Here is a 20,479-nt window from a genome sequence, read left to right as displayed (position 1 = left end):
GTATGTCTGCTGCCAATAAACCGATTGATATCAAAAAGAGCGTCATCGACGCCGTACTGGCCGGGCTGATCTCGCTGATCGTGTTCGGTCCTATCGTGGGTGTGGTACTCGAGGGCTACAGCTTCAACCTGCAACCGGCCCGCGTCGGCTGGCTGGTGGCGATCGTGATGATCGGCCGCTTCGCCTTGAGCCTGTTCCTGCAGACGCCCAAGGGGCTGAAGATCCTCCAGGGTTTCGAGAGCACCGGCTCCGGCGTGCATGTGCGGGCGCCGGACTACAAGTCGCGGCTGCGCTGGATCATCCCGGCGCTGATCGTGATCGCCATCGTCTTCCCGTTCTTTGCCAACAAGTACCTGCTGACCGTGGTCATCCTCGGCCTGATCTACGTGCTGCTCGGTCTTGGGCTGAACATCGTGGTCGGCCTGGCCGGGCTGCTCGACCTGGGGTACGTGGCGTTCTACGCCATCGGTGCCTACGGCCTGGCGCTGGGTTACCAGTACCTGGGCCTGGGCTTCTGGACCGTGCTGCCCCTGGCGGCCCTCGCCGCGGCGCTGGCGGGGTGCATACTCGGTTTCCCGGTGTTGCGCATGCACGGTGACTACCTGGCCATCGTGACCCTGGGCTTCGGCGAGATCATCCGCCTGATCCTCAACAACTGGCTGTCCTTCACCGGCGGCCCGAACGGCATGCCAGTGCCGTCGCCGACCATCTTCGGCCTGGAGTTCGGACGGCGGGCGAAGGATGGCGGGGTGCCGTTCCATGAGTTCTTCGGCCTGGAATACAACCCCAACCTGAAGTTCCTGTTCATCTACATCGTGCTGTTCATCGTTGTGCTGCTGGTGCTCTACATCAAGCACCGGCTGACCCGCATGCCGGTCGGCCGGGCCTGGGAAGCACTGCGCGAAGACGAGATCGCCTGCCGTGCCATGGGCCTGAACCATGTGCTGGTGAAACTCTCGGCCTTCACCATCGGCGCTTCCACCGCCGGCCTGGCCGGGGTGTTCTTCGCCAGCTACCAGGGCTTCGTGAACCCCTCGTCCTTCACCTTCTTCGAGTCGGCGCTGATCCTGGCCATCGTGGTCCTGGGCGGCATGGGGTCGACCGTGGGCGTGGTGATCGCGGCGTTCGTCCTCACCGTGGCGCCGGAACTGCTGCGCAGTTTCTCCGAGTACCGGGTGCTGCTGTTCGGCATTCTCATGGTGTTAATGATGATCTGGCGGCCACGAGGCCTGATTCGTATCAGCCGCACCGGCGTGACCCCGCGCAAGGGTGTCCTGACCGAGAGGAGCGCATCATGAGCGATGAAGTGATCCTGAAGGTCGAGAACCTGATGATGCACTTCGGTGGCATCAAGGCCCTGAGCGACGTCAGCCTGGAGGTCAAGCGCAACTCCATCTTCGCCCTGATCGGCCCCAACGGCGCCGGCAAGACCACGGTGTTCAACTGCCTGACCGGTTTCTACAAGGCCACGGGCGGGCATATCGCCCTCAATACCCGGGGTACGCCGACCAATGTCATCAAGCTGCTGGGCGAGCCGTTTCGTGCGACCGACTTCGTGTCGCCCAAGCGCTTTGCCAGCCGGCTGTTCTACAAGATGTTCGGCGGTACCCACCTGGTGAACCGGGCGGGGCTGGCGCGGACCTTCCAGAACATTCGCCTGTTCAGGGAAATGTCGGTGCTGGAGAACCTGCTGGTGGCCCAGCACATGTGGGTCAACCGCAACCTGCTGTCCGGCATCCTCAATACCAAGGGTTACCAGAAGGCTGAAAGCGACGCCCTGGACCACGCCTTCTACTGGCTGGAGGTGGTGGACCTGGTGGACTGCGCCAACCGCCTGGCCGGCGAGTTGTCCTACGGCCAGCAACGCCGCCTGGAAATCGCCCGTGCCATGTGCACCCGGCCGCAGATCATCTGCCTCGACGAACCGGCCGCCGGCCTCAACCCCCAGGAAACCGAAGCGCTCAGCGCGATGATCCGGCTGCTGCGCGACGAGCACGACCTGACCGTGGTGCTGATTGAACATGACATGGGCATGGTGATGAGTATTTCCGACCATATCGTGGTGCTCGACCACGGCAACGTGATCGCCGAGGGCGGGCCCGAAGCGATCCGCAACGACCCGAAAGTGATTGCCGCCTACCTGGGTGCGGACGAAGAGGAACTGGTATGACGACTGCGCCTATCCTCGAACTCAAGGACCTGGACGTGTACTACGGGCCGATCCAGGCCCTGAAGAAAGTCTCGCTGCACATCAACGAAGGTGAAACCGTGAGCCTGATCGGCTCCAACGGTGCCGGCAAGTCCACGCTGCTGATGTCGATTTTCGGCCAGCCGCGGGCCGAGTCCGGGCAGATCATCTACCGCGGTGTGGACATCACCCACAAGTCCTCGCACTACATCGCCTCCAACGGCATCGCCCAGTCGCCGGAAGGGCGCCGGGTGTTTCCGGACATGACGGTGGAAGAGAACCTGCTGATGGGCACCATCCCCATCGGCGACAAGTACGCCAGCGAAGACATGCAGCGCATGTTCGAGCTGTTCCCGCGGCTCAAGGAACGTCGGACCCAGCGGGCCATGACCATGTCCGGCGGCGAGCAGCAGATGCTCGCCATCGCCCGCGCGCTGATGAGCCGTCCCAAGCTGCTGTTGCTGGACGAACCGAGCCTGGGGCTGGCGCCGATCGTGGTGAAGCAGATCTTCGCCACCCTGCGCGAGCTGGCATCCACCGGCATGACCATCTTCCTGGTCGAGCAGAACGCCAACCACGCGTTGAAGCTGTCGGACCGCGCCTATGTGATGGTCAACGGCGAGATCCGCCTGAGCGGCACCGGCCAGGAACTGCTGGTCAACGAGGAGGTGCGTAACGCGTATCTGGGCGGGCACTGAGCCTGCGTACTGTGGATAAGACTTGCCCCGCCGGTTCGCGCCGGCGGGGCTTTTTTTATCCACATCCCGATGGTGCCTCGCTCCCGTAGGAGCAGCCGGTCGATGCTCGATTGCTTGCGATCAGCTCATCGCGGGCAAGCCTCGCTCCTACAGGAGCAAGCGGCGGTGGATGACCTTGTCCACAGCAGAAAACGCAAATTGTGGAAAACATTCTGCGCAAGCTGGCAAAGCGCGGCATAAAGACGCTGCAAATAGTTGTTTTGCCAAGGTTTTGACTTGTCCCCGTTTGCTGTGGAACTGGCTGTGGGTAACGTGGGAGTAGCTGGCTGGAGGCCTTGAATGGCGTGGCCTGCAGGCTTGTGATCATTTTTTGATCAGGCGTTTTTGCCTGACCATGAGCGGCCGTTGTCAACCTTTTTATTGTCGCAGGCAAAGGGCGGACCCCCCCCTGGATAAACCTGTGGATAAGTCTGTGATTAAACTCTGGAAAGACTCGCCGAGGCAGCGTCGTTACTGGCTTGAAGCCATCCCTTGCCTGACCGTTCGGTCGCCTGTATCGGCCGGGGCGGCATGGACGCCATGCCCAGGTCAAGCAAAAAACTTTCTAAAACCGCCTGCAGCCCCTGTGGATAGCGGCTTGCGGACTTTTGCACTTGCCCCCAAAGACTGTGGAGCGTCCTGTGGATAAGGTGCGTGCATGTGGCTGCGGGCCACGGCCTGCCTGGCTTGGCGGTGGTTGGTTGTTTTTTGTACAGTTGCGTCTCTGTAGCCGCTGCCGAAGGCTGCGATAAGGCCCGGAGGGCCTTTCAACGATCTTGAAGAGCACGCCCTCTTCGAACGGAATGCCGCCCAGACCGATCGCAGCCTTCGGCAGCGGCTACAGGGGAGGCTGATAGCCGGGCTCGCACAACCTCCGGTTGCCGCTGCGATTCAGGCCGGGCATGCTGCGAAACGATTTTTCATTTCCACGGCGGTTCGACGCCCAGCAAGGAGAACACCATGACTTCCACCCTGTTTATTACCGGCGCGACCTCCGGTTTTGGCGAAGCCTGTGCCCGTCGTTTTGCCGAGGCCGGCTGGTCGCTGGTGCTGACCGGGCGCCGCGAAGAGCGTCTCGACGCCCTGTGCGCCGAGCTGTCGAAGCAGACCGAGGTGCACGGCCTGGTGCTCGATGTGCGGGACCGCAAGGCCATGGAAGAAGCGATCGCCAACCTGCCGCCGTCCTTCGCCAAGCTGCGCGGGCTGATCAACAACGCCGGCCTGGCCCTGGGGGTCGATCCGGCGCCCAAGTGCGACCTGGACGACTGGGACACCATGGTCGACACCAACATCAAGGGCCTGATGTACAGCACCCGCCTGCTGCTGCCACGGCTGATCGCCCATGGCCGCGGCGCCGGCATCGTCAACCTCGGCTCCATCGCCGGTAACTACCCGTATCCGGGCAGTCACGTGTATGGCGCGAGCAAGGCGTTTGTCAAACAGTTCTCCCTGAACCTGCGTTGCGACCTGCAAGGCACCGGTGTGCGGGTGACCAACATCGAGCCGGGCCTGTGCGAAAGCGAGTTCTCCCTGGTGCGCTTCAAAGGCGACCAGGAGCGCTACAACGCCACCTACGCCGGTGCCGAGCCGATCCAGCCGCAGGACATCGCCGACACCATCTTCTGGGTGCTCAACACCCCGGCCCACGTCAATATCAACAGCCTGGAGCTGATGCCGGTGAGCCAGACCTGGGCCGGCTTCGCCATCGAGCGCAATGCCAAGGGCTGAATGCTCCGCCTGTAGCCGCTGCCGAAGGCTGCGATCGACCTCGAAGAGGGCGTGCTCTTCAAGATCGCCGAAGGCCCTCCGGGCCTTATCGCAGCCTGCGGCAGCGGCTACACACCTCATGTGCCGATGCGTTTGGCAACACAGCCGTTCAGGCCTGAATCAGCCCGCACAAGGTAGACTCCCGCTCCGCAACCCACCGCAGCCTTGCATCAAGGCCGCGAATTCAAAGGTTCTCGAGGAGGAAATGTGAGTAACCGAGGTGAGCAGGTACTGCTCAAACAATCGACCGTCCTGATGTTCGCCGTGGCGATCGCCGCTATCGTCACGGGTTTTTTTTCCGGTTCCCAATCGATTCTGTTCGATGGTTTTTTTTCGCTGATCGCGACCGTCATCAAGGTCCTGATGCTGATCACCGCCAAGCTGATCGCCAAGGAAAGCAACCAGCGCTTTCAGTTCGGCTTCTGGCACCTGGAACCGATGGTGCTGCTGATCGAAGGCAGCTTTTTGTTGCTGATTGCGATCTACGCCTTTCTCAGCGGTATGTTCGGCATCATCAACGGTGGCCGCGAGATCGAACTGGGCCTGGTGATCCCTTTTGCGATGGTGCTTAGCGTCGTCTGTTTCGCCTATTTCTTCTACGTCCGTTATCGCAATCGCACGTTGAAATCCTCGTTGATCCAGTTCGACAACGTCAGCTGGCTGGTGGACGCGATGCTCTCGGTCGGCTTGCTGGTGAGCTTTCTCATCGCGTTGCTGCTCAAGACCCAGGGTTATGGCCAGTGGGCCGCTTACGTCGACCCGTCAATCCTGATCCTGCTGGCCCTGAGCATGCTCGCGCCGGCCTTCAATATTCTCAAGCCAGCGTTACGCGATGTACTGGGAATTGTCCCGGACCAACTGGATGACAAGGTTCGCCAAGTGATGGACGAGGCGAAAGTCGAGCACGGCTTTGCCGACTACGTCTCGTATGTGCAGAAGCACGGACGGGCGCGGTTCATCGAGATTCACATCGTGCTGCCGCAGGACTATCCATTGCAGGGCGTGGCGACGCTGGACAAGCTGCGCGAGGAGATATCCACACAGCTCGGCAAGGCGGATGCGGCGCGCTGGCTGACCATCAGCTTTACCGGCGATCGCAAGTGGATTGCCTGAGGCCTTGCTGAGCGCAGGCGCGCAATCGCGAGCAAGCTTCGCTCCTACACAGGCATGCCCGTTTTTCTGTAGGAGCGAAGCTTGCTCGCGATAGCGATGTAAAGATCAGCCGAAGTATTCAGCCAGGCCGAGATAACAGGTCGCCAGGTGATAAGGCGTGGTCGACGGCATGTCCCGGCGGCTGAGTACGCCATGGGCGTCCAGGCATTCGTTCCAGCCCTTGGCATGCAGGAAGTGTTGTTGCAGCGCCAGCAATTGGTGTTGCAGGCGTTCGGCGCTGTCCTGGCGCAAGGTCAGAGCGCGCAGGTATTCAGCCTGGGCCCAGATGCGTTGGGTGGGGTCGAGCACATCGCCATCGATGCTCAGCATCCCGCTCACCGCGCCGCTGGAGTTATCCACACCAACCTGCTCGGCATAGGCGAAGGCCCGCTCCAGCGAGGCGTGCAGCGGGCAGCCGCGCAGCAAGGCCGAGGATTGCAGCAGGAAGAACCATTCGAACTGGTGCCCCGGCTCGAACCAGTTATCCACAGCCCCCAGTGGTTTCTCCATCATCAGCCCATGCCGTGGCTCGATGAAGCGCTGCTGCATGGCTGTGCACAGGGCTTGCAGCGCGCTTTGCACGGCGGCGTCGTCACGCACGGCCAGGGTGGCGAGGAAGGCCTCGGCCAGGTGCATCAGCGGGTTCTGCAAGGGACCGGAGGCCAGGGACGACCAGTCCTCCGCGAGGACCGCTTCGTACAAGCCATCGCCGCTGGCAAAACGTTCGGCCACCACTTTCAGCGCGGCATTGAGCACCGATTCCACCAGCGGCTCGCGGACCTTGGCCCAGTAATGGGCGCAGGCAAAGACGATGAAGGCGTGGGTGTAGAGGTCCTTGCGCCTGTCCAGCGGCGCGCCCTGGGCATCGATGCTGTAGAACCAGCCACCGTGTTCGGCGTCGTGGAAGTGCCGTTGCAGGGAACGGAACAGCGCCGCGGCGCGCTCTTCGGCAAGCGGCGTACGACCATCGCCGATCAGGCTGGAAAACAGGTACAGCTGCCGAGCGCAGGCCATGGCCCGATAACGCTGAGGCGGCAGCGGGGCATGCTCGGCGTCCAGCGCCTCGAAGGGCAGTGCCAGTTCCGGATTCCAGCCCGGCCCCTGCCAGAGCGGCACGATCACGCTGTGGAAATGCTGTTGCACGGCCGTAAACAGGGCGGTCGATTCAGACGGGGAAGTGGGGCTGGAAACATCGGGCATTGGCTGGCGTCGTCACGGCAGGGTGGAATGCGCGACATGGTAGCAGAGAAGGCCCTGGGGATCGTGGTTGGGCCGGAGCCCTTAATCGCGAGCAAGCTCGTTCCTACAGTGGCGGCGTTGTTCCTGTAGGAGCGAGCTTGCTCGCGAAAAAAAGCCTCAAACGACGCGCATCAGCCGGCCAGCAACCACACGCCAGTCGCAGCGGACGCCGCGCCCGCCAGGCGCACCAGCGGCGCAGCGGCCTGTGGCAGGAGCCGGACCACGGCATAACCGGCCGCGTGCAGTGCCGCGGTGGCGGCGACGAAGCCTGCGGCATAGGTCCAGGGGCTGGACATGTCCGGCAGTTCCAGGCCGTGGGCCACGCCGTGGAACAGGGCGAACAGCGCGGTGGCGGCCACCGCCAGGCTCAACGGCGGACGCACCGCCAGGGCCACGGCCAGGCCGAGGGCCAGGACCGAGGCGGCGATCCCGCTTTCCAGGGCCGGCAGGTTCAGTCCTGCAAAACCCAGCACACCGCCGATCAGCATGGTGCCGACGAAGGTGCAGGGCAGTGCCCAGCGCGCCGCGCCTTGCTGCTGCGCGGCCCACAGGCCGACCGCAACCATCGCCAGCAAGTGGTCGAGGCCACCGATCGGGTGGCTGATGCCGGCCATCAGGCCGTTGTCGCCATGGCCCGGGTGGGCGAAGGCCAAAGCTGGAGTCAGCAGCAGGGCGAGGGTGCCGAGAATGCGTTTGAGTGTCATGACAGGCTTCCTTGTTGAGCTTTTTTGAAAAGAGCGATCAGGCCGCGATCAGTAGTCCCTGGCGTTCGATAAAGGCGATGATTTCCTCCAGGCCCTGGCCGGTCTTCTGATTGCTGAAGACGAACGGTTTGCCGCCGCGCATGCGCTGGGTATCGCCGTCCATCATCTCCAGCGAAGCGCCGACCAGGGGCGCCAGGTCGATCTTGTTGATCACCAGCAGGTCGGACTTGCAGATGCCCGGGCCACCCTTGCGCGGCAGCTTGTCGCCCGCCGACACGTCGATCACGTAGATGGTCAGGTCGGACAGCTCGGGGCTGAAGGTCGCCGACAGGTTGTCGCCGCCGGACTCCACCAGAATCAGGTCGAGGCCGGGAAAACGCCGGTTCAGCTGATCCACCGCCTCGAGGTTGATCGAGGCGTCTTCGCGAATCGCCGTGTGCGGGCAGCCGCCGGTTTCCACGCCGATGATGCGCTCGGGCGCCAGGGCCTGGTTGCGTACCAGGAAATCGGCGTCTTCGCGGGTGTAGATATCGTTGGTCACCACCGCCAGGTTGTAGCGTTCGCGCAGGGCCAGGCACAGGGCCAGGGTCAGGGCGGTCTTGCCGGAGCCCACGGGGCCGCCGATGCCGACGCGCAGAGGTTGTGCGTTCATGTGACTCTCCACAATAAAAGGCACCCAGTAAAAGGCGCCAAACTAAAAGGACCTAGGAGCGGAACAGGCGGCTGTACTGGCGCTCATGGGCCATGCACGCCAGGGACAGGCCGAAGGCGGCGCTGCCGTAATGTTCGGGGTCGAGGTTCGAGGCATTGCGCTGGGCCTCTTGCAACAGCGGCAACAGTTCGCTGGTCAGGCGCTGAGCAGCCTGCTGGCCCAGGGGCAGGGTTTTCATCAGCACCGCCAGCTGGTTTTCCAGCCAGCTCCACAGCCAGGCGGCCAGGGCGTCCTGCGGGCTGATCCGCCAGGCCCGCGCGGCCAGGGCCCAGCCCAGGGCCAGATGCGGCTCGGCGATCTGCGCGAGAAAGTTACGGGCCGGCGGATCCAGCTCCGGCAGGCCGTTCAACAGCTGTTGCAGGGAATAGCCCATTTGCCGGCTTTCCTGGTGCAGCTCGCGGGTTTCGCGGCTGGCGCGATGTTCCTGGCACAGCTGCAGCAAGCGCGCCCAGTCCTCGTCCGCGGCCGCCTGACAATGGGCCAGCAACAGCGGTGCTTCGAAGCGCGCGAGGTTGAGCAGCAACTGGTCGCCGATCCAGCGTCGGGCGCTGTGCGGGTCGTTGACCGTGGCCTGTTCCACGGCCATTTCCAGGCCCTGGGAATAGCTGTAGCCGCCAATCGGCAGCTGTGGGCTGGCCAGGCGCAGCAGGGCCCAGGCCGGGTTCATGGGCGCACGCCGAACTGGTGCAGCCGCGGCGCGTAGTTGAAGTCCTCGTCGCCGTGGCGGGAATGATGATGGCCACCGCCGTAGGCGCCGTGTTCCGGCTGGAACGGCGCCTCGATGGTTTCGGTATTGGCGCCGAGCTGTTCGAGCATGGCCTTGAGCACATAGTCGTCGAGCAGGCGCAGCCAGCCATCGCCGACTTGCAGGGCGACGTGGCGGTTGCCCAGGTGGTAGGCGGCGCGGGTCAGTTCGAAGGCATTGCGGCAGGTGACATGCAACAGGGTTTCCGGACGCGCGCAGACCCGCACGATCCGGCCGTCTTCGGCTTGCAGGCATTCGCCGTCGTGCAGCGGCGGCTGGCCACGCTCCAGAAACAGCCCGGCGTCTTCGCCGTCGGCACTAAAACAGCGCAAGCGGCTTTTGCTGCGGGCTTCGAAGGTCAGGTGCAACTCGGCGGACCAGTCGGGTTGCGGCGCGATTCTGCGATGAATCACCAGCATTGGAAGGCTTCCAGCTATGAGCGATGCAGGGTGTAGAGCAAGTGCCTTGCCAATCGCCCGGTCTGATTGGAAACGGGTGGAAAGCGCCTGAAAATGGGGCAGGCTTCTGTTTTATTTTGTTACAAATTCAGGGTGTGCGCTGATTTATAGCACTGACTTGGTGCGTTGTGCTGTTTTTTGATGCGCGGCGAAGCGCCGCTCTGGCGCGAGCCATGGCGGGCAGATGAGGCGGTGGAGGAGGTTGTGCGGTTGAGCGCAGCGGCGGGGGTTATTCGGTGCTGCCCAGCCCTTGCCAATGCTTGAGGCCGATAAAGATGAAACGCAGCTGCTGGGTGATTTTCGCCTGGGGCGTGAGGTGCTCGGGCAGGGCTTGCGCAGGCGGATCGATGATGTCCGGCAAGGTGGCGAACACGCTTTTGACGATCAGGTCGGCCATCACCGTCAGGTCGGCGATGTTCAGGTGTTGCAGCTTGGGCATCAGGGTCAGGTCGGCCGCCAGGTCGGCGCTGATGTTTTCCCGCAGGTTGGCGATCGCCTGGCGCACCGGCAGCGAACCGCCGTACTGCTCGCGGGCGAGGAACAGGAACTGCGAGCGGTTGGCTGCCACTACATCGAGGAAGATCCGCACCGAGGCATCGATGATGCCGCCCATGACAAATTCGTTATGGCGCACCAGGCGGATGGTTTCGCGGAAGGTCTGGCCGACTTCGCTGACCAGTACCAGGCCGAGTTGGTCCATATCGTCGAAATGCCGGTAGAAACCGGTCGGCACTATGCCGGCGGTTTTCGCCACTTCGCGCAGGCTCAGGCTGCCGAATCCGCGGCCGCATTCCATCAGGTGGCGGGCAGCGTCCATCAGAGCGTTGCGAGTCTGTTGTTTCTGTTCGGCGCGGGGCAGCATCGGCGGGCTGGTTTTCTGATCAAGAGAGCGGCGCACTCTAGCAAATCAACTTTGCCGGCGTCGAACCTGGTGGGGGCGGTAGGCTGAAGGCGAGACCTGGATCGGAGCGGTGGACGCAGAAAAAAACGGCGCGGCTCAGGAAAAAACAAAGCCCGATCCTGGGACCGGGCTTTTCTGTAGAGGCATCATAGGCTTGACTCACAGCTGGGTTGCGTTAGGCCAAACGGTCGTTGCCGTCTTAAACCAGACCTTTCTCTTCCAGGCGATCACGGCCGCCTTCGGCTACAGCCTGGCCCAGGGGAGTGCGATCGAAGCCGTCTTCAGCCAGGGTCTGGCCTTGTGGGGTACGGTCGCTGCCATCGGAAGCCAGGGTCTGGCCTTGTGGGGTACGGTCGCTACCGTCGGAAGCCAGGGTCTGACCTTGTGGGGTACGGTCGCTACCATCGGAAGCCAGGGTCTGGCCTTGTGGGGTGCGGTCGCTGCCGTCGGAAGCCAGGGTCTGGGTGAATACCGAGGTGCTTGCCTTGACTTGTGGGGTAGCCTGTTCAGCGGCTGGCAGGGCGAAAGCATTGGCTGCCAGGATCGAGAGGGTCAGGCTAAGCAGTAATTGGCGTTTCATGATGGGTTGCTCCTTGGGAGGGCGATAAAGTGGGTACGGAGCCAATGTTACGCGCGCAAAATCGATATAAAAGTTCATAAAGACAATGGTAATAATCAACAGAATTGATTGTTCTGCCCGAGGGCTCTAGAACGGGCGTTTCCGAAGAAGGGTTTTGCACCGGGGTGGGTATTTTCGACCCATCTGCGCCTCGCAAAAGTGCGGCGGCGGTAACGCCAAGCTGGCGCTTCGGTCAGGAAAATCCGTGCATTTGTGTCTGATTCGCGGCTTTGGGTTAAACCTGCGGGCCGTTTGTCAGTCCTAGTTTCCATGACCGGTGGATTTCAACCCCGGCAGTTCATAAGGGCGTCGCCATCCAGGCGCCCGTCAGGTAGTCAGGAGCCCCGTGCAATGACGCGCACTCGTAAAATTCTCGCCTGGACAGTCGGTAGCCTTTTCCTGCTGCTGGCCGTGCTGGTACTGATCATCGCGTTCTTCGATTGGAACCGGATCAAGCCGCCACTCAATGCCAAAGTCTCCGAAGAACTGCATCGCCCCTTCGCCATCAACGGCAACCTGGCGGTGATCTGGCAGCGTGAACTCGACGAAGGCGGCTGGCGGGCCTGGGTGCCGTGGCCGCACGTGGTGGCCGAGGACCTGACCCTGGGCAACCCCGACTGGTCCAAGGCGCCGCAGATGGTCAGTCTCAAGCGCGTTGAGTTGCGTATTTCACCCATGGCATTGCTGGCGCAGCGCGTGCGCATTCCGCGCATCGACCTCACCGAGCCGAACGCCGCCCTCGAACGCCTGGCCGACGGCCGCGCCAACTGGACCTTCCAGTTCGACCCGAAAGACCCGAATGCCGAGCCCTCCAACTGGGTGGTGGACATCGGCGCCATCGGCTTCGACAAAGGCCATGTCACCCTCAATGACCAAAGCCTGAAAACCCGCCTCGACCTGCTGATCGACCCGTTGGGCAAGCCGATTCCGTTCAGCGACATCGTCGGCGACAAGGCAGCGAAGAAAGCCGAGGAGAAAGGCGCGGCTCCCCAGTCCTATGCCTTTGCCTTCAAGGCCAAGGGGCAATATCACGGCCAGGCGCTCGCCGGTTCCGGCAAGATCGGCGGCTTGCTGGCGCTGCAGGACGCGAGCAAGCCGTTTCCGCTGCAAGTCCAGGCAACGATCGGCGATACCCGCGTCGAACTGGCCGGCACCCTGACCGACCCGCTCAACCTCGGCGCGCTGGATCTGCGCATGAAGCTCGCCGGCACCAGCCTGGGCAACCTGTACCCGCTGACTGGCGTGACCCTGCCGGACTCGCCGGCCTATGCCACCGATGGCCACCTGAGCGCGCAGTTGCGCGACCCGACCGGGGCGAAGTTCCAGTACCAGGATTTCAACGGCAAGATCGGCGACAGCGACATCCACGGCAACCTGACCTACGTCGCCAGCCAGCCGCGGCCCAAACTGACCGGCGCGCTGGTGTCCAATCAGTTGCTGTTCAGCGACCTGGCGCCGCTGATCGGCGCCGACTCCAACGCCGAGCAGAAGGCCCGGGGCGGCGACAGCAAGCAGCCGGCGGACAAGGTGTTGCCGGTGGAAGAGTTCCGCACTGAGCGCTGGCGCGACATGGACGCCGATGTCGAGTTCACCGGCAAGCGCATCGTCCATAGCGCCGACTTGCCCTTCACCGACCTGTACACACATCTGGTGCTCGACGACGGGCGCCTGAGCCTGGAGCCGCTGCGTTTCGGCGTGGCCGGCGGCAAGCTGGATGCGCAGATTCGCCTCAACGGCCAGGCCACGCCGCTGGAAGGCCGGGCCAAGCTGACCGCGCGCAACTTCAAGCTCAAGCAGCTGTTCCCGACCTTCGAGCCGATGAAAACCAGCTTCGGCGAACTCAATGGCGATGCCGATATCGCCGGGCGCGGCAATTCGGTGGCGGCCCTGCTCGGCAGCGCCAATGGCGAGCTGAAGATGCTGATCAACGACGGCGCCATCAGCCGCAGCCTGATGGAGATCGCCGGGCTCAACGTCGGCAACTATGTGATCGGTAAGATGTTTGGCGACAAGGAAGTGAAGATCAATTGCGCCGCCGCCGACTTCGGCATCAAGACCGGCCTGGCCACCAGCCGCCTGTTCGTGTTCGATACCGAGAACGCGATCGTCTACATCGACGGCACCGCGAACATGGCCAGCGAGCAACTGGACCTGACCATCACCCCGGAATCCAAGGGCTTGCGCCTGTTCTCCCTGCGCTCGCCGCTCTATGTGCAAGGCAAGTTCATCAAGCCGGAGGCCGGGGTCAAGGCCGTGCCGCTGATGTTGCGCGGCGCCGGCATGGTGGCGCTGGGGGTGATCGCCGGGCCGGCAGCCGGGTTGCTGGCGCTGGTGGCGCCGAGCGGTGGCGAGCCGAACCAGTGCGCGCCGCTACTCGAGCAGATGCGTTCGGGCAAGGCGCCGGTGGCGGTCAAGCCGACGCGTTAAGCTCACGCGCCTTTCGCGTCTGTAGGAGCGAAGCTTGCTCGCGAAGAATCCGACGCGGTGCATCTGCATAACCGCGGCGCGTCTTTCGCGGGCAAGCCTCGCTCCTACCCGTTCAAGGGCATTAGCCGGCGGCGAGCAGCGGGTGCCCGGCTGCCTGGGCCTCTTCGCGCAACCACTGGAAAAACGCCCGCACCGGCGGATGCCGTTCGCGCCCGGGTACGCACAAGGCGCTGTAGCCCGCGCCGTCGACATGGATCTCCGGGCGATACGGCAGCAACAGGCCGCTGGCCACGCTTTCCGACACCAGGATATTGCTGGCCAGCACCAGGCCCTGGCCGGCAATGGCCGCCTGCAGGGCGTAGTGTTCCTCGTCGTATTCGCGAATCACCGGGCGGCCCTGCATCCAGCTTTCCTGCGCCTTGTCGCACCAGGCCTCCCAGCCATGGGCGTAGAGCTTGGAGTTGTGCCAGCGCACGCTGATCAGCGTCGGCGTTTGCTCGCGGGCCAGGGCCACCTGCTCCGGCGAGCCGTAGACCGCGAAGCATTCGTCGAACAGGCACAGCCCATAGAGATTGGGGTAGTCGTCCAGGCTGTAGCGGATCACCAGGTCGACGCTCGCATCCTGCTGCAGGTCGATGACCTCACAGTTGGTGTCCAGGCGCAGGTTGATGTTCGGGTGCCGGGCATAAAAACGCCCCAGGCGCGGCACCAGCCACAGCGCGGCGAAGGCCGGCGTGGTGGAGATCATCAGGTTCGCGCCGCTGCGTTGCGGGCGCAGGCTGTCGACGCTCTGCGCCACTTCCAGCAAGGCGCCGTGCAGGCTGTGGAACAGCCGTTCGCCGCATTCGGTCAGGCGCACCTGGCGCGGCAGGCGCTGGAACAGCGGCACGCCCAGCCAGCTTTCCAGGGAGCGGATCTGGTGGGAAATCGCCGTGGGCGTAACCGACAGTTCCTCGGCGGCGGCCTTGAAACTCAGGAGTCGGGACGCCGATTCGAAGGCGCGCAGGGCGGTCAGCGGCAGGTTGGCAAACATACTGGGTCACCTTATGGGTGAAATGGATTCATCCAGATCAACTATTGCTCATTTGTTCCTGGGGGCCTGCATCAATAGCTTTATTCCTCGCCCAGGAAGGCTTTTACGGTCTTCCAGAATGATCCAGGATGAGGAATGACAGATGAGCAGAATTCTAGCAGTACATGGCAGCCCCCGTGGTGAACGCTCCCATTCACGGCGGCTGACGGAGCGCTTTCTCCAGGCCTGGCTCGAGGCCCATCCCCAGGGCCGGTTGACCCGCCGGGAAGTCGGTCGCGCTTCGCTGCCCCATGTCAGCGAGGCCTTCGTCGCCGCGGCGTTTTATCCCGAACCCCAGGCGCGGCCCCTGTCGATGCAGGCCGACCTGGCCCTGAGTGACGAGTTGGTGACGGAGTTGCTGGAGCATGAGCTGCTGGTGATCTCGGCGCCGATGTACAACTTCAGCGTGCCCAGCGGCCTCAAGGCCTGGGTCGACCAGATCGTGCGCCTGGGCCTGACCTTCAATACCGTCCAGGACAATGGTGTCGCCCAGTACGAGCCGCTGGTGCGGGGCAAGAAAGCGCTGATCGTCACCAGTCGTGGCGGCTTCGGCTTCGGCCCGGGCGGCGAACTGGAGGCCATGAACCATGCCGATCCATGGTTGCGCACGGCGCTGGGCTTTATCGGTATCGACGACGTCACGGTGGTCGCGGCCGAAGGCGAGGAATCGGCCGAGCGCACGTTCCAGGTGTCCTGCGCCGAAGCCGAGCAGCGCCTGCTGGCACTGGCGCGAACCTTCTGAGGAGGCGACATGGCCTGGCTGTTCTTGCTGATCGCCGCCGCCTTCGAAGTCACCTTCGCCATGGGCATGAAGTACGCCGAGGGGTTCACCCGGTTGTGGCCGTCGCTGCTGACGGTGGTGGCCGCGCTGGGCGGCATCTACTTCCTGACCCTGGCGATGCGTGAACTGCCGGTGAGCATCGCCTACCCGATCTGGACCGCCATCGGCTCCCTGGGCACGGTGTTCCTCGGTTTCGCCTTGCTGGGGGAGAGCCTGACGCTGGTCAAGCTGCTGTCGGTGGGGCTGATCGTGGCCGGGGTGGTGGGGCTGAAATAGCGTATCTCTTGTAGGAGCGAAGCTTGCTCGCGATGGGCTACGGTAGCAGCCCCAAACCTGCTCAGGTTCTACTGGAAGAAATCCATTGCCTGAACCGGGGCTATCGCGGGCAAGCTTCGCTCCTGCAGACCCGGGGCGATCCATTTATAGCCAATCCCCTGTAGCGAGCTTGCTCGCGTTAGCCTTGGGGGAATGTCATACAGTGGTCGTGAAGCTGTCATCTTGGCTGTCGATGCTCTTGGCTGCTGTCCTGCATCCAGCCTTGGGCGCCGCGGTCCCTGATACAAGTCCGATCACAAGGATGTTCCCATGTCCCAAGAGCTTGCCACGCGTTACCCGCTGGTCCTGGTCCCCGGCATGCTGGGGTTTATCCGGCTGGTGCTGTACTCCTACTGGTTCGGCATCGAGTCGGCGTTGCGCCGCGGCGGGGCCACGGTGATTGCCGTGCAGGTCTCGCCGCTGCACTCCACGGAGGTGCGCGGCGAGCAATTGCTGGCGCGGATCGAGGAGATCCTCCGCGAAACCGGCGCGGACAAGGTCAACCTGATCGGCCACAGCCAGGGCTCGCTCACCGCCCGCTATGCTGCGGCCAAACGGCCGGACTGGGTGGCCTCGGTGACCTCGGTGGCCGGGCCCAATCATGGCTCGGAGCTGGCCGACTACATCGAGCGCCACCACTCCATCGACACCCTGCGCGGGCGCGTGCTGAGTTTTATCCTGCAGGTGATTGCCGTGCTGATGAGCTGGCTCGACACCGGCTATCGCGGGCCGAAGCTGCCGGCGGATATCCATGCCTCACACCGCTCGCTGACCAGCGAGGGCGTGGCGCTGTTCAACCGCCAGTATCCCCAGGGCCTGCCGGACACCTGGGGCGGGCAGGGGCCGGAAGAAGTCAACGGGGTGCGCTACTACTCCTGGTCCGGCACCTTGCAGCCGGGCAAGACCAATCGTGGGCGCAACCTGTTCGACGGCACCAACCGCACCTGCCGGCTGTTCGCCAGGACCTTTGTCCGCGAGGCCGGGCAATGCGATGGTATGGTCGGCCGCTACAGCTCGCACCTGGGCACGGTGATTGGCGACGATTACCCCCTGGACCACTTCGATATCGTCAACCAGTCGCTGGGGCTGGTGGGCAAGGGCGCCGAGCCGATCCGGCTGTTTGTCGAGCATGCGCAGCGGTTGAAGGCGGCGGGGGTATAGCCAGAGAGGGATGTGGCGGTCTTGAGATTTATCGCGAGCAAGCTCGCTCCTACAGGATCGAGCGGTCCCTGGTAGGAGCGAGCTTGCTCGCGATGACGATCTGTCAGGCGACGCTGGCCTTGCGCCCCAGCGCGGTGGTCCAGCGTTCCGACAGGATCACCCCGCCCAGGGTCAGCACCCCACCCACCAGGTGATACAACGCCAGCTGTTCATGCAGCACCACGGCGGCAATCAGCGCGGTGATCAGCGGCAGCAGGTTGAAGAACAGCGTGGTGCGGCTCGGTCCCAGGCGTACCACCGCCTGCATCCAGGCCAGCGGCACGAGCATCGAGGCCAGCAGGCAGGCATAGAGCACCAGGGGAATGTTGTGCAGGGTCAGGCCGGTTTTCGGCGAGGCCAAAAACAGCGGAAACAGCACCACCACGGCCACCAGCACCTGCAGGTACAACAGCACCAGCGGCGGCAGGCGCAGCTGCCATTTTTTCAGCAGGGTGCTGTAGATCGCGTAGGCCAGGGTGGCGATCAGCATCATCGCGTCGCCCAGGTTCACCCCCTGTTCCAGCAGCACGTCGAGGCTGCCGGACGACACCACCACCAGCACCCCGGCAAACGACAACACGGCACCGGCCAGGGCGCCGGCCGTCAGGCGCTGGCCGAGGCTGGCGATGGCCATGGCCAGCGACATCAGCGGCATCAGCGAGAGGATGATGCCCATGTTGGTGGCCGAGGTCAGGGTCGCGGCGAAGTAGGCCAGGCTCTGATACACCGCCATGCCCAGCACGCCGAGGATGAAGATCTTGCCCAGGTTCGGGCGGATCACCGCCCAATGGGCGACCACTGCCTTGAGCATGAAGGGTGTGAACAACAGGCCGGCCAGCAGCCAGCGATAGAAACCGATCTCCGCGGGGAAGATCGCCCCGACCGCCAGTTTGTTGATGACGGTATTGCCGGCCCAGATAAAGACGGCCAGTAACGGATAAGCGTATTGCATGAGGAAAACCAGAACGTTGATGAAGGGTAATTATCCCTCTGTCTGGATCAAGGCCTATACTTCGATCCAGACAACCCGCCCCTGAATCCGGACAGCATGAGCAAAAAACACATCGACCTGCTGCCCTTCAGCGGTCTGCCGGCGCCGGTGTACTTCCGCTATGCCGATTTCGACGCCCACAGCCATGCGCTGGAACATCGCCACCCCTGGGGTTGCCTGGAGTATTCGGCCCATGGCGTGATGCACATGGAAATCGCCGGCCAGCGCTTTATGTCGCCGCCACAGTACGCCATCTGGATTCCGCCGGGCACCGAGCATAGTTTCTACAGCCCGCAGCCGATCGTGTACCGCGCCGTGTGCCTGGCCCCGCAGTTGTGCCAGGCGCTGCCGCAGCAGGCCTGTACCCTGGCCATCAGCGATATTCTCAAGGCGATCCTCAAGGACTTCGCCGCGCGCGACGTGCAGATCCCCGAGCAGGAAGCGGACAGCCGCCTGGCCCAGGTGATGCTCGATCAGTTACAGCAGGCGCCGGTGCATGACGGTTACCTGCCGTATGCCAGCAGCCCGGCCTTGCTCGGTGTGCTGGAAGCGTTGCAGGCCGCCCCGGGGGATAACCGTGCGCTGGCCGATTGGGCGCGGCGGATCCATGTCAGCGAACGCACCCTGGCCCGGCAATTCGTGCGCGAGCTGGGCATGAGTTTCGGCGAGTGGCGCCAGCGCCTGCGCTTCCTGGCGTCCATCGAGGCGCTGGACAGCGCGCGCAGTGTCCAGGAGGTGGCGTTCGACATGGGCTACAGCAGCGCCTCGGCATTTATCGCGATGTTCCAGCGCCAGGCCGGTTGCACCCCCGAGCAGTACCGGCGCACCAGCCTACAGAACAGGTGAACCTGTAACAGGGTTTGTCTACACTGCGCTGGAGGCCGCGCCCGTCGGTGCGGTAACAAGGAGAAAACTCCATGAAGATGCTGCGTATCCCTTTGTTGATGGTCGGTCTGCTGCTCTGTTCCCAAGGCTTTGCCGCCACCGCCCAGCAGAACAAGATGACCACTTGCAACGCCGACGCCACCGCGAAAGCCCTCAAGGGCGATGAACGCAAAGCCTTTATGAGCACCTGCCTGAAAGCCACCCCGGCTGCCGCGGCAACCCCGCAGGAACGGATGAAGACCTGCAATGCCGACGCCACTGCCAAAGCCCTCAAGGGCGATGAGCGCAAGACCTTCATGAGCACGTGCCTGAAGAAGCAATAACCTTCTCCCTCGCAGGCGCGAGCTTGTTCACGATCCGGTCGCGGCGGTTTGCCTGACACACCCTGTATCGTTGATCGCCAGCAAACCCGCGCCTGTCGGCCTCGCATCGCCAGTGCAACGCTGGCAGACTGCCAATCCTTTCACGCTGTTTGTTTGAGGCTGTATGCCAACGTTTTCTCAGCGTCATCTGTTGTTGTTTAGTTGGGTGATCATCTTCGGCGGCCTGTTGCTGGTAATCCCGTTGCGGCTATTACCGAGCCTGCTGGCGGGCCTGCTGGTGTTCGAACTGGTCAATATGCTCACCCCGCAACTGCAACGGCTGATCGAAGGTCGGCGGGCGCGCTGGTTGGCGGTGGCCCTGCTCGGCACCCTGGTGGTCAGCGTGCTGACGCTGCTGTTCGCCGGCGCCATCAGCTTCCTGCTGCACGAAGCGGAGAACCCGGGGGCTTCCCTGGACAAATTCATGACGGTGGTGGACAAGGCGCGCGGCCAGCTGCCGCCGTTCCTCGACTCCTATCTGCCGGCCAGCGCGGCGGAGTTCCAGGTGGCCATCGGCGCCTGGGCCAGCAAGCACCTGAGCGAGCTGCAACTGGTGGGCAAGGACGCGGCGCACATGTTCGTGACCTTGCTGATCGGCATGGTGCTGGGGGCAATCATCGCCTTGCAGCGCGTGCCCGACCTGACCAAGCGCAAGCCACTGGCGGCCGCGCTGTTCGACCGCCTGCACCTGCTGGTCCAGGCCTTTCGCAACATCGTCTTCGCGCAGATCAAGATTTCCCTGCTCAACACCTTCTTCACCGGGATCTTCCTCGCGCTGATCCTGCCGATGTTCGGGGTCAAGCTGCCGCTGACCAAGACCCTGATCGTGCTGACCTTCCTGCTGGGGCTGTTGCCGGTGATCGGCAACCTGATCTCCAACACCCTGATCACCATCGTCGGCATGTCGCTGTCGATCTGGGTGGCTGCGGCGGCGCTGGGCTACCTGATCTTTATCCACAAGCTGGAATACTTCCTCAACGCGCGGATCGTCGGCGGGCAGATCAGTGCCAAGTCCTGGGAATTGCTGTTGGCGATGCTGGTGTTCGAGGCGGCGTTCGGCCTGCCGGGGGTGGTGGCCGGGCCGATCTACTACGCCTACCTGAAGAGTGAATTGAAGCAGGCGGGATTGGTTTGACCTGACGCTATCCCTGTAGCCGCTGCCGCAGGCTGCGATCGGCCGAAGGCCGTAGCGATCTCAAAATCGCTGAAGGTCCTGCGAACCTT

At 63.3% G+C, this 20,479-nt stretch carries 21 protein-coding genes; 12 read left to right on the top strand and 9 right to left on the bottom strand.

Annotated elements, in window-relative coordinates:
• Nucleotides 1–2 precede the first annotated feature (2 nt).
• The 5 genes from livM to AC07VU_RS08135 all read left to right on the top strand — a co-directional run bounded on the left by livM (nt 3) and on the right by AC07VU_RS08135 (nt 5,805).
• Nucleotides 3–1,298 (top strand): high-affinity branched-chain amino acid ABC transporter permease LivM, encoded by a 1,296-nt coding sequence (livM, locus tag AC07VU_RS08155; RefSeq protein ID WP_274305370.1) that lies wholly within the window; start codon nt 3–5, stop codon nt 1,296–1,298.
• Nucleotides 1,295–2,170, top strand: a complete 876-nt coding sequence (locus AC07VU_RS08150) for an ATP-binding cassette domain-containing protein (protein ID WP_053259443.1) — start codon at nt 1,295–1,297, stop codon at nt 2,168–2,170. The genes livM and AC07VU_RS08150 overlap by 4 nt, the downstream gene beginning before the upstream one ends.
• On the top strand, nt 2,167–2,886 hold the full coding sequence (locus AC07VU_RS08145; RefSeq protein WP_007925221.1) for an ABC transporter ATP-binding protein: 720 nt from the start codon (nt 2,167–2,169) through the stop codon (nt 2,884–2,886). The genes AC07VU_RS08150 and AC07VU_RS08145 overlap by 4 nt, the downstream gene beginning before the upstream one ends.
• Nucleotides 2,887–3,885: 999 nt before the next feature.
• A complete protein-coding gene (locus AC07VU_RS08140; RefSeq protein ID WP_096372935.1) occupies nt 3,886–4,653 on the top strand; it encodes an SDR family oxidoreductase in 768 nt (255 codons plus the stop codon).
• A gap of 246 nt (nt 4,654–4,899) precedes the next feature.
• Complete coding sequence (locus AC07VU_RS08135; RefSeq protein ID WP_495029712.1) at nt 4,900–5,805, top strand: cation diffusion facilitator family transporter; 906 nt, start codon at nt 4,900–4,902, stop codon at nt 5,803–5,805.
• A gap of 105 nt (nt 5,806–5,910) precedes the next feature.
• Here the strand turns inward: AC07VU_RS08135 and AC07VU_RS08130 are convergent, their stop codons facing one another.
• From AC07VU_RS08130 to AC07VU_RS08100, 7 genes are all read right to left on the bottom strand, one after another.
• Nucleotides 5,911–7,044, bottom strand: a complete 1,134-nt coding sequence (locus AC07VU_RS08130; RefSeq protein ID WP_150048713.1) for an AGE family epimerase/isomerase — start codon at nt 7,042–7,044, stop codon at nt 5,911–5,913.
• 170 nt (nt 7,045–7,214) lie between these two features.
• Nucleotides 7,215–7,787 carry a HupE/UreJ family protein gene (locus tag AC07VU_RS08125; RefSeq protein ID WP_053259447.1) on the bottom strand — a complete coding sequence of 191 codons (573 nt, stop codon included), beginning with the start codon at nt 7,785–7,787 and terminating at the stop codon, nt 7,215–7,217.
• Nucleotides 7,788–7,824: 37 nt separating this feature from the next.
• The gene (gene ureG / locus AC07VU_RS08120; protein ID WP_007925234.1) at nt 7,825–8,439 is read right to left on the bottom strand and encodes an urease accessory protein UreG; all 615 of its coding nucleotides are present in this window, start codon (nt 8,437–8,439) and stop codon (nt 7,825–7,827) included.
• 52 nt (nt 8,440–8,491) lie between these two features.
• On the bottom strand, nt 8,492–9,166 hold the full coding sequence (locus tag AC07VU_RS08115; RefSeq protein ID WP_495029711.1) for an urease accessory protein UreF: 675 nt from the start codon (nt 9,164–9,166) through the stop codon (nt 8,492–8,494).
• Nucleotides 9,163–9,663, bottom strand: coding sequence for an urease accessory protein UreE (gene ureE / locus AC07VU_RS08110; RefSeq protein ID WP_123411524.1), 501 nt, complete (start codon nt 9,661–9,663; stop codon nt 9,163–9,165). Before ureE ends, AC07VU_RS08115 begins: the two co-directional genes overlap by 4 nt.
• Nucleotides 9,664–9,931: 268 nt before the next feature.
• The gene (locus AC07VU_RS08105) at nt 9,932–10,564 is read right to left on the bottom strand and encodes a TetR family transcriptional regulator (RefSeq protein ID WP_007925240.1); all 633 of its coding nucleotides are present in this window, start codon (nt 10,562–10,564) and stop codon (nt 9,932–9,934) included.
• 238 nt (nt 10,565–10,802) lie between these two features.
• Nucleotides 10,803–11,183, bottom strand: coding sequence for a hypothetical protein (locus AC07VU_RS08100; protein ID WP_495029710.1), 381 nt, complete (start codon nt 11,181–11,183; stop codon nt 10,803–10,805).
• Between the two features lie 390 nt (nt 11,184–11,573).
• Between AC07VU_RS08100 and AC07VU_RS08095 the strand changes: the two genes are divergently transcribed.
• A complete protein-coding gene (locus AC07VU_RS08095; protein ID WP_457275523.1) occupies nt 11,574–13,649 on the top strand; it encodes an AsmA family protein in 2,076 nt (691 codons plus the stop codon).
• Nucleotides 13,650–13,770: 121 nt separating this feature from the next.
• On the opposite strand, the gene AC07VU_RS08090 is transcribed toward AC07VU_RS08095, so the two are convergent.
• Nucleotides 13,771–14,682, bottom strand: a complete 912-nt coding sequence (locus AC07VU_RS08090) for a LysR substrate-binding domain-containing protein (RefSeq protein ID WP_495029709.1) — start codon at nt 14,680–14,682, stop codon at nt 13,771–13,773.
• Between the two features lie 142 nt (nt 14,683–14,824).
• Here AC07VU_RS08090 and AC07VU_RS08085 point away from each other — a divergent pair, with 142 nt between their 5' ends.
• The 3 genes from AC07VU_RS08085 (at nt 14,825) to AC07VU_RS08075 (ending at nt 16,978) form a co-directional block, all read left to right on the top strand.
• Nucleotides 14,825–15,463, top strand: coding sequence for an FMN-dependent NADH-azoreductase (locus tag AC07VU_RS08085; RefSeq protein WP_274305376.1), 639 nt, complete (start codon nt 14,825–14,827; stop codon nt 15,461–15,463).
• 9 nt (nt 15,464–15,472) lie between these two features.
• Nucleotides 15,473–15,778: a DMT family transporter gene (locus AC07VU_RS08080; RefSeq protein ID WP_007932767.1), complete on the top strand. Its 306-nt coding sequence runs from the start codon at nt 15,473–15,475 to the stop codon at nt 15,776–15,778.
• 309 nt (nt 15,779–16,087) lie between these two features.
• Nucleotides 16,088–16,978: an esterase/lipase family protein gene (locus tag AC07VU_RS08075; RefSeq protein WP_495029708.1), complete on the top strand. Its 891-nt coding sequence runs from the start codon at nt 16,088–16,090 to the stop codon at nt 16,976–16,978.
• 103 nt (nt 16,979–17,081) lie between these two features.
• Here the strand turns inward: AC07VU_RS08075 and AC07VU_RS08070 are convergent, their stop codons facing one another.
• Complete coding sequence (locus tag AC07VU_RS08070) at nt 17,082–17,969, bottom strand: DMT family transporter (RefSeq protein ID WP_495029707.1); 888 nt, start codon at nt 17,967–17,969, stop codon at nt 17,082–17,084.
• A gap of 96 nt (nt 17,970–18,065) precedes the next feature.
• Between AC07VU_RS08070 and AC07VU_RS08065 the strand changes: the two genes are divergently transcribed.
• From AC07VU_RS08065 to AC07VU_RS08055, 3 genes are all read left to right on the top strand, one after another.
• Nucleotides 18,066–18,854, top strand: coding sequence for an AraC family transcriptional regulator (locus AC07VU_RS08065; protein ID WP_274305378.1), 789 nt, complete (start codon nt 18,066–18,068; stop codon nt 18,852–18,854).
• Nucleotides 18,855–18,925: 71 nt separating this feature from the next.
• Nucleotides 18,926–19,216 (top strand): PsiF family protein, encoded by a 291-nt coding sequence (locus AC07VU_RS08060; protein WP_007932771.1) that lies wholly within the window; start codon nt 18,926–18,928, stop codon nt 19,214–19,216.
• Nucleotides 19,217–19,379: 163 nt separating this feature from the next.
• Nucleotides 19,380–20,390, top strand: a complete 1,011-nt coding sequence (locus tag AC07VU_RS08055) for an AI-2E family transporter (RefSeq protein WP_009041944.1) — start codon at nt 19,380–19,382, stop codon at nt 20,388–20,390.
• Nucleotides 20,391–20,479 lie beyond the last annotated feature (89 nt).

It is taken from the genome of Pseudomonas sp. GW821-FHT02B10, from assembly GCF_059421865.1.
This window is presented reverse-complemented; position numbering and strand designations above follow the sequence as displayed.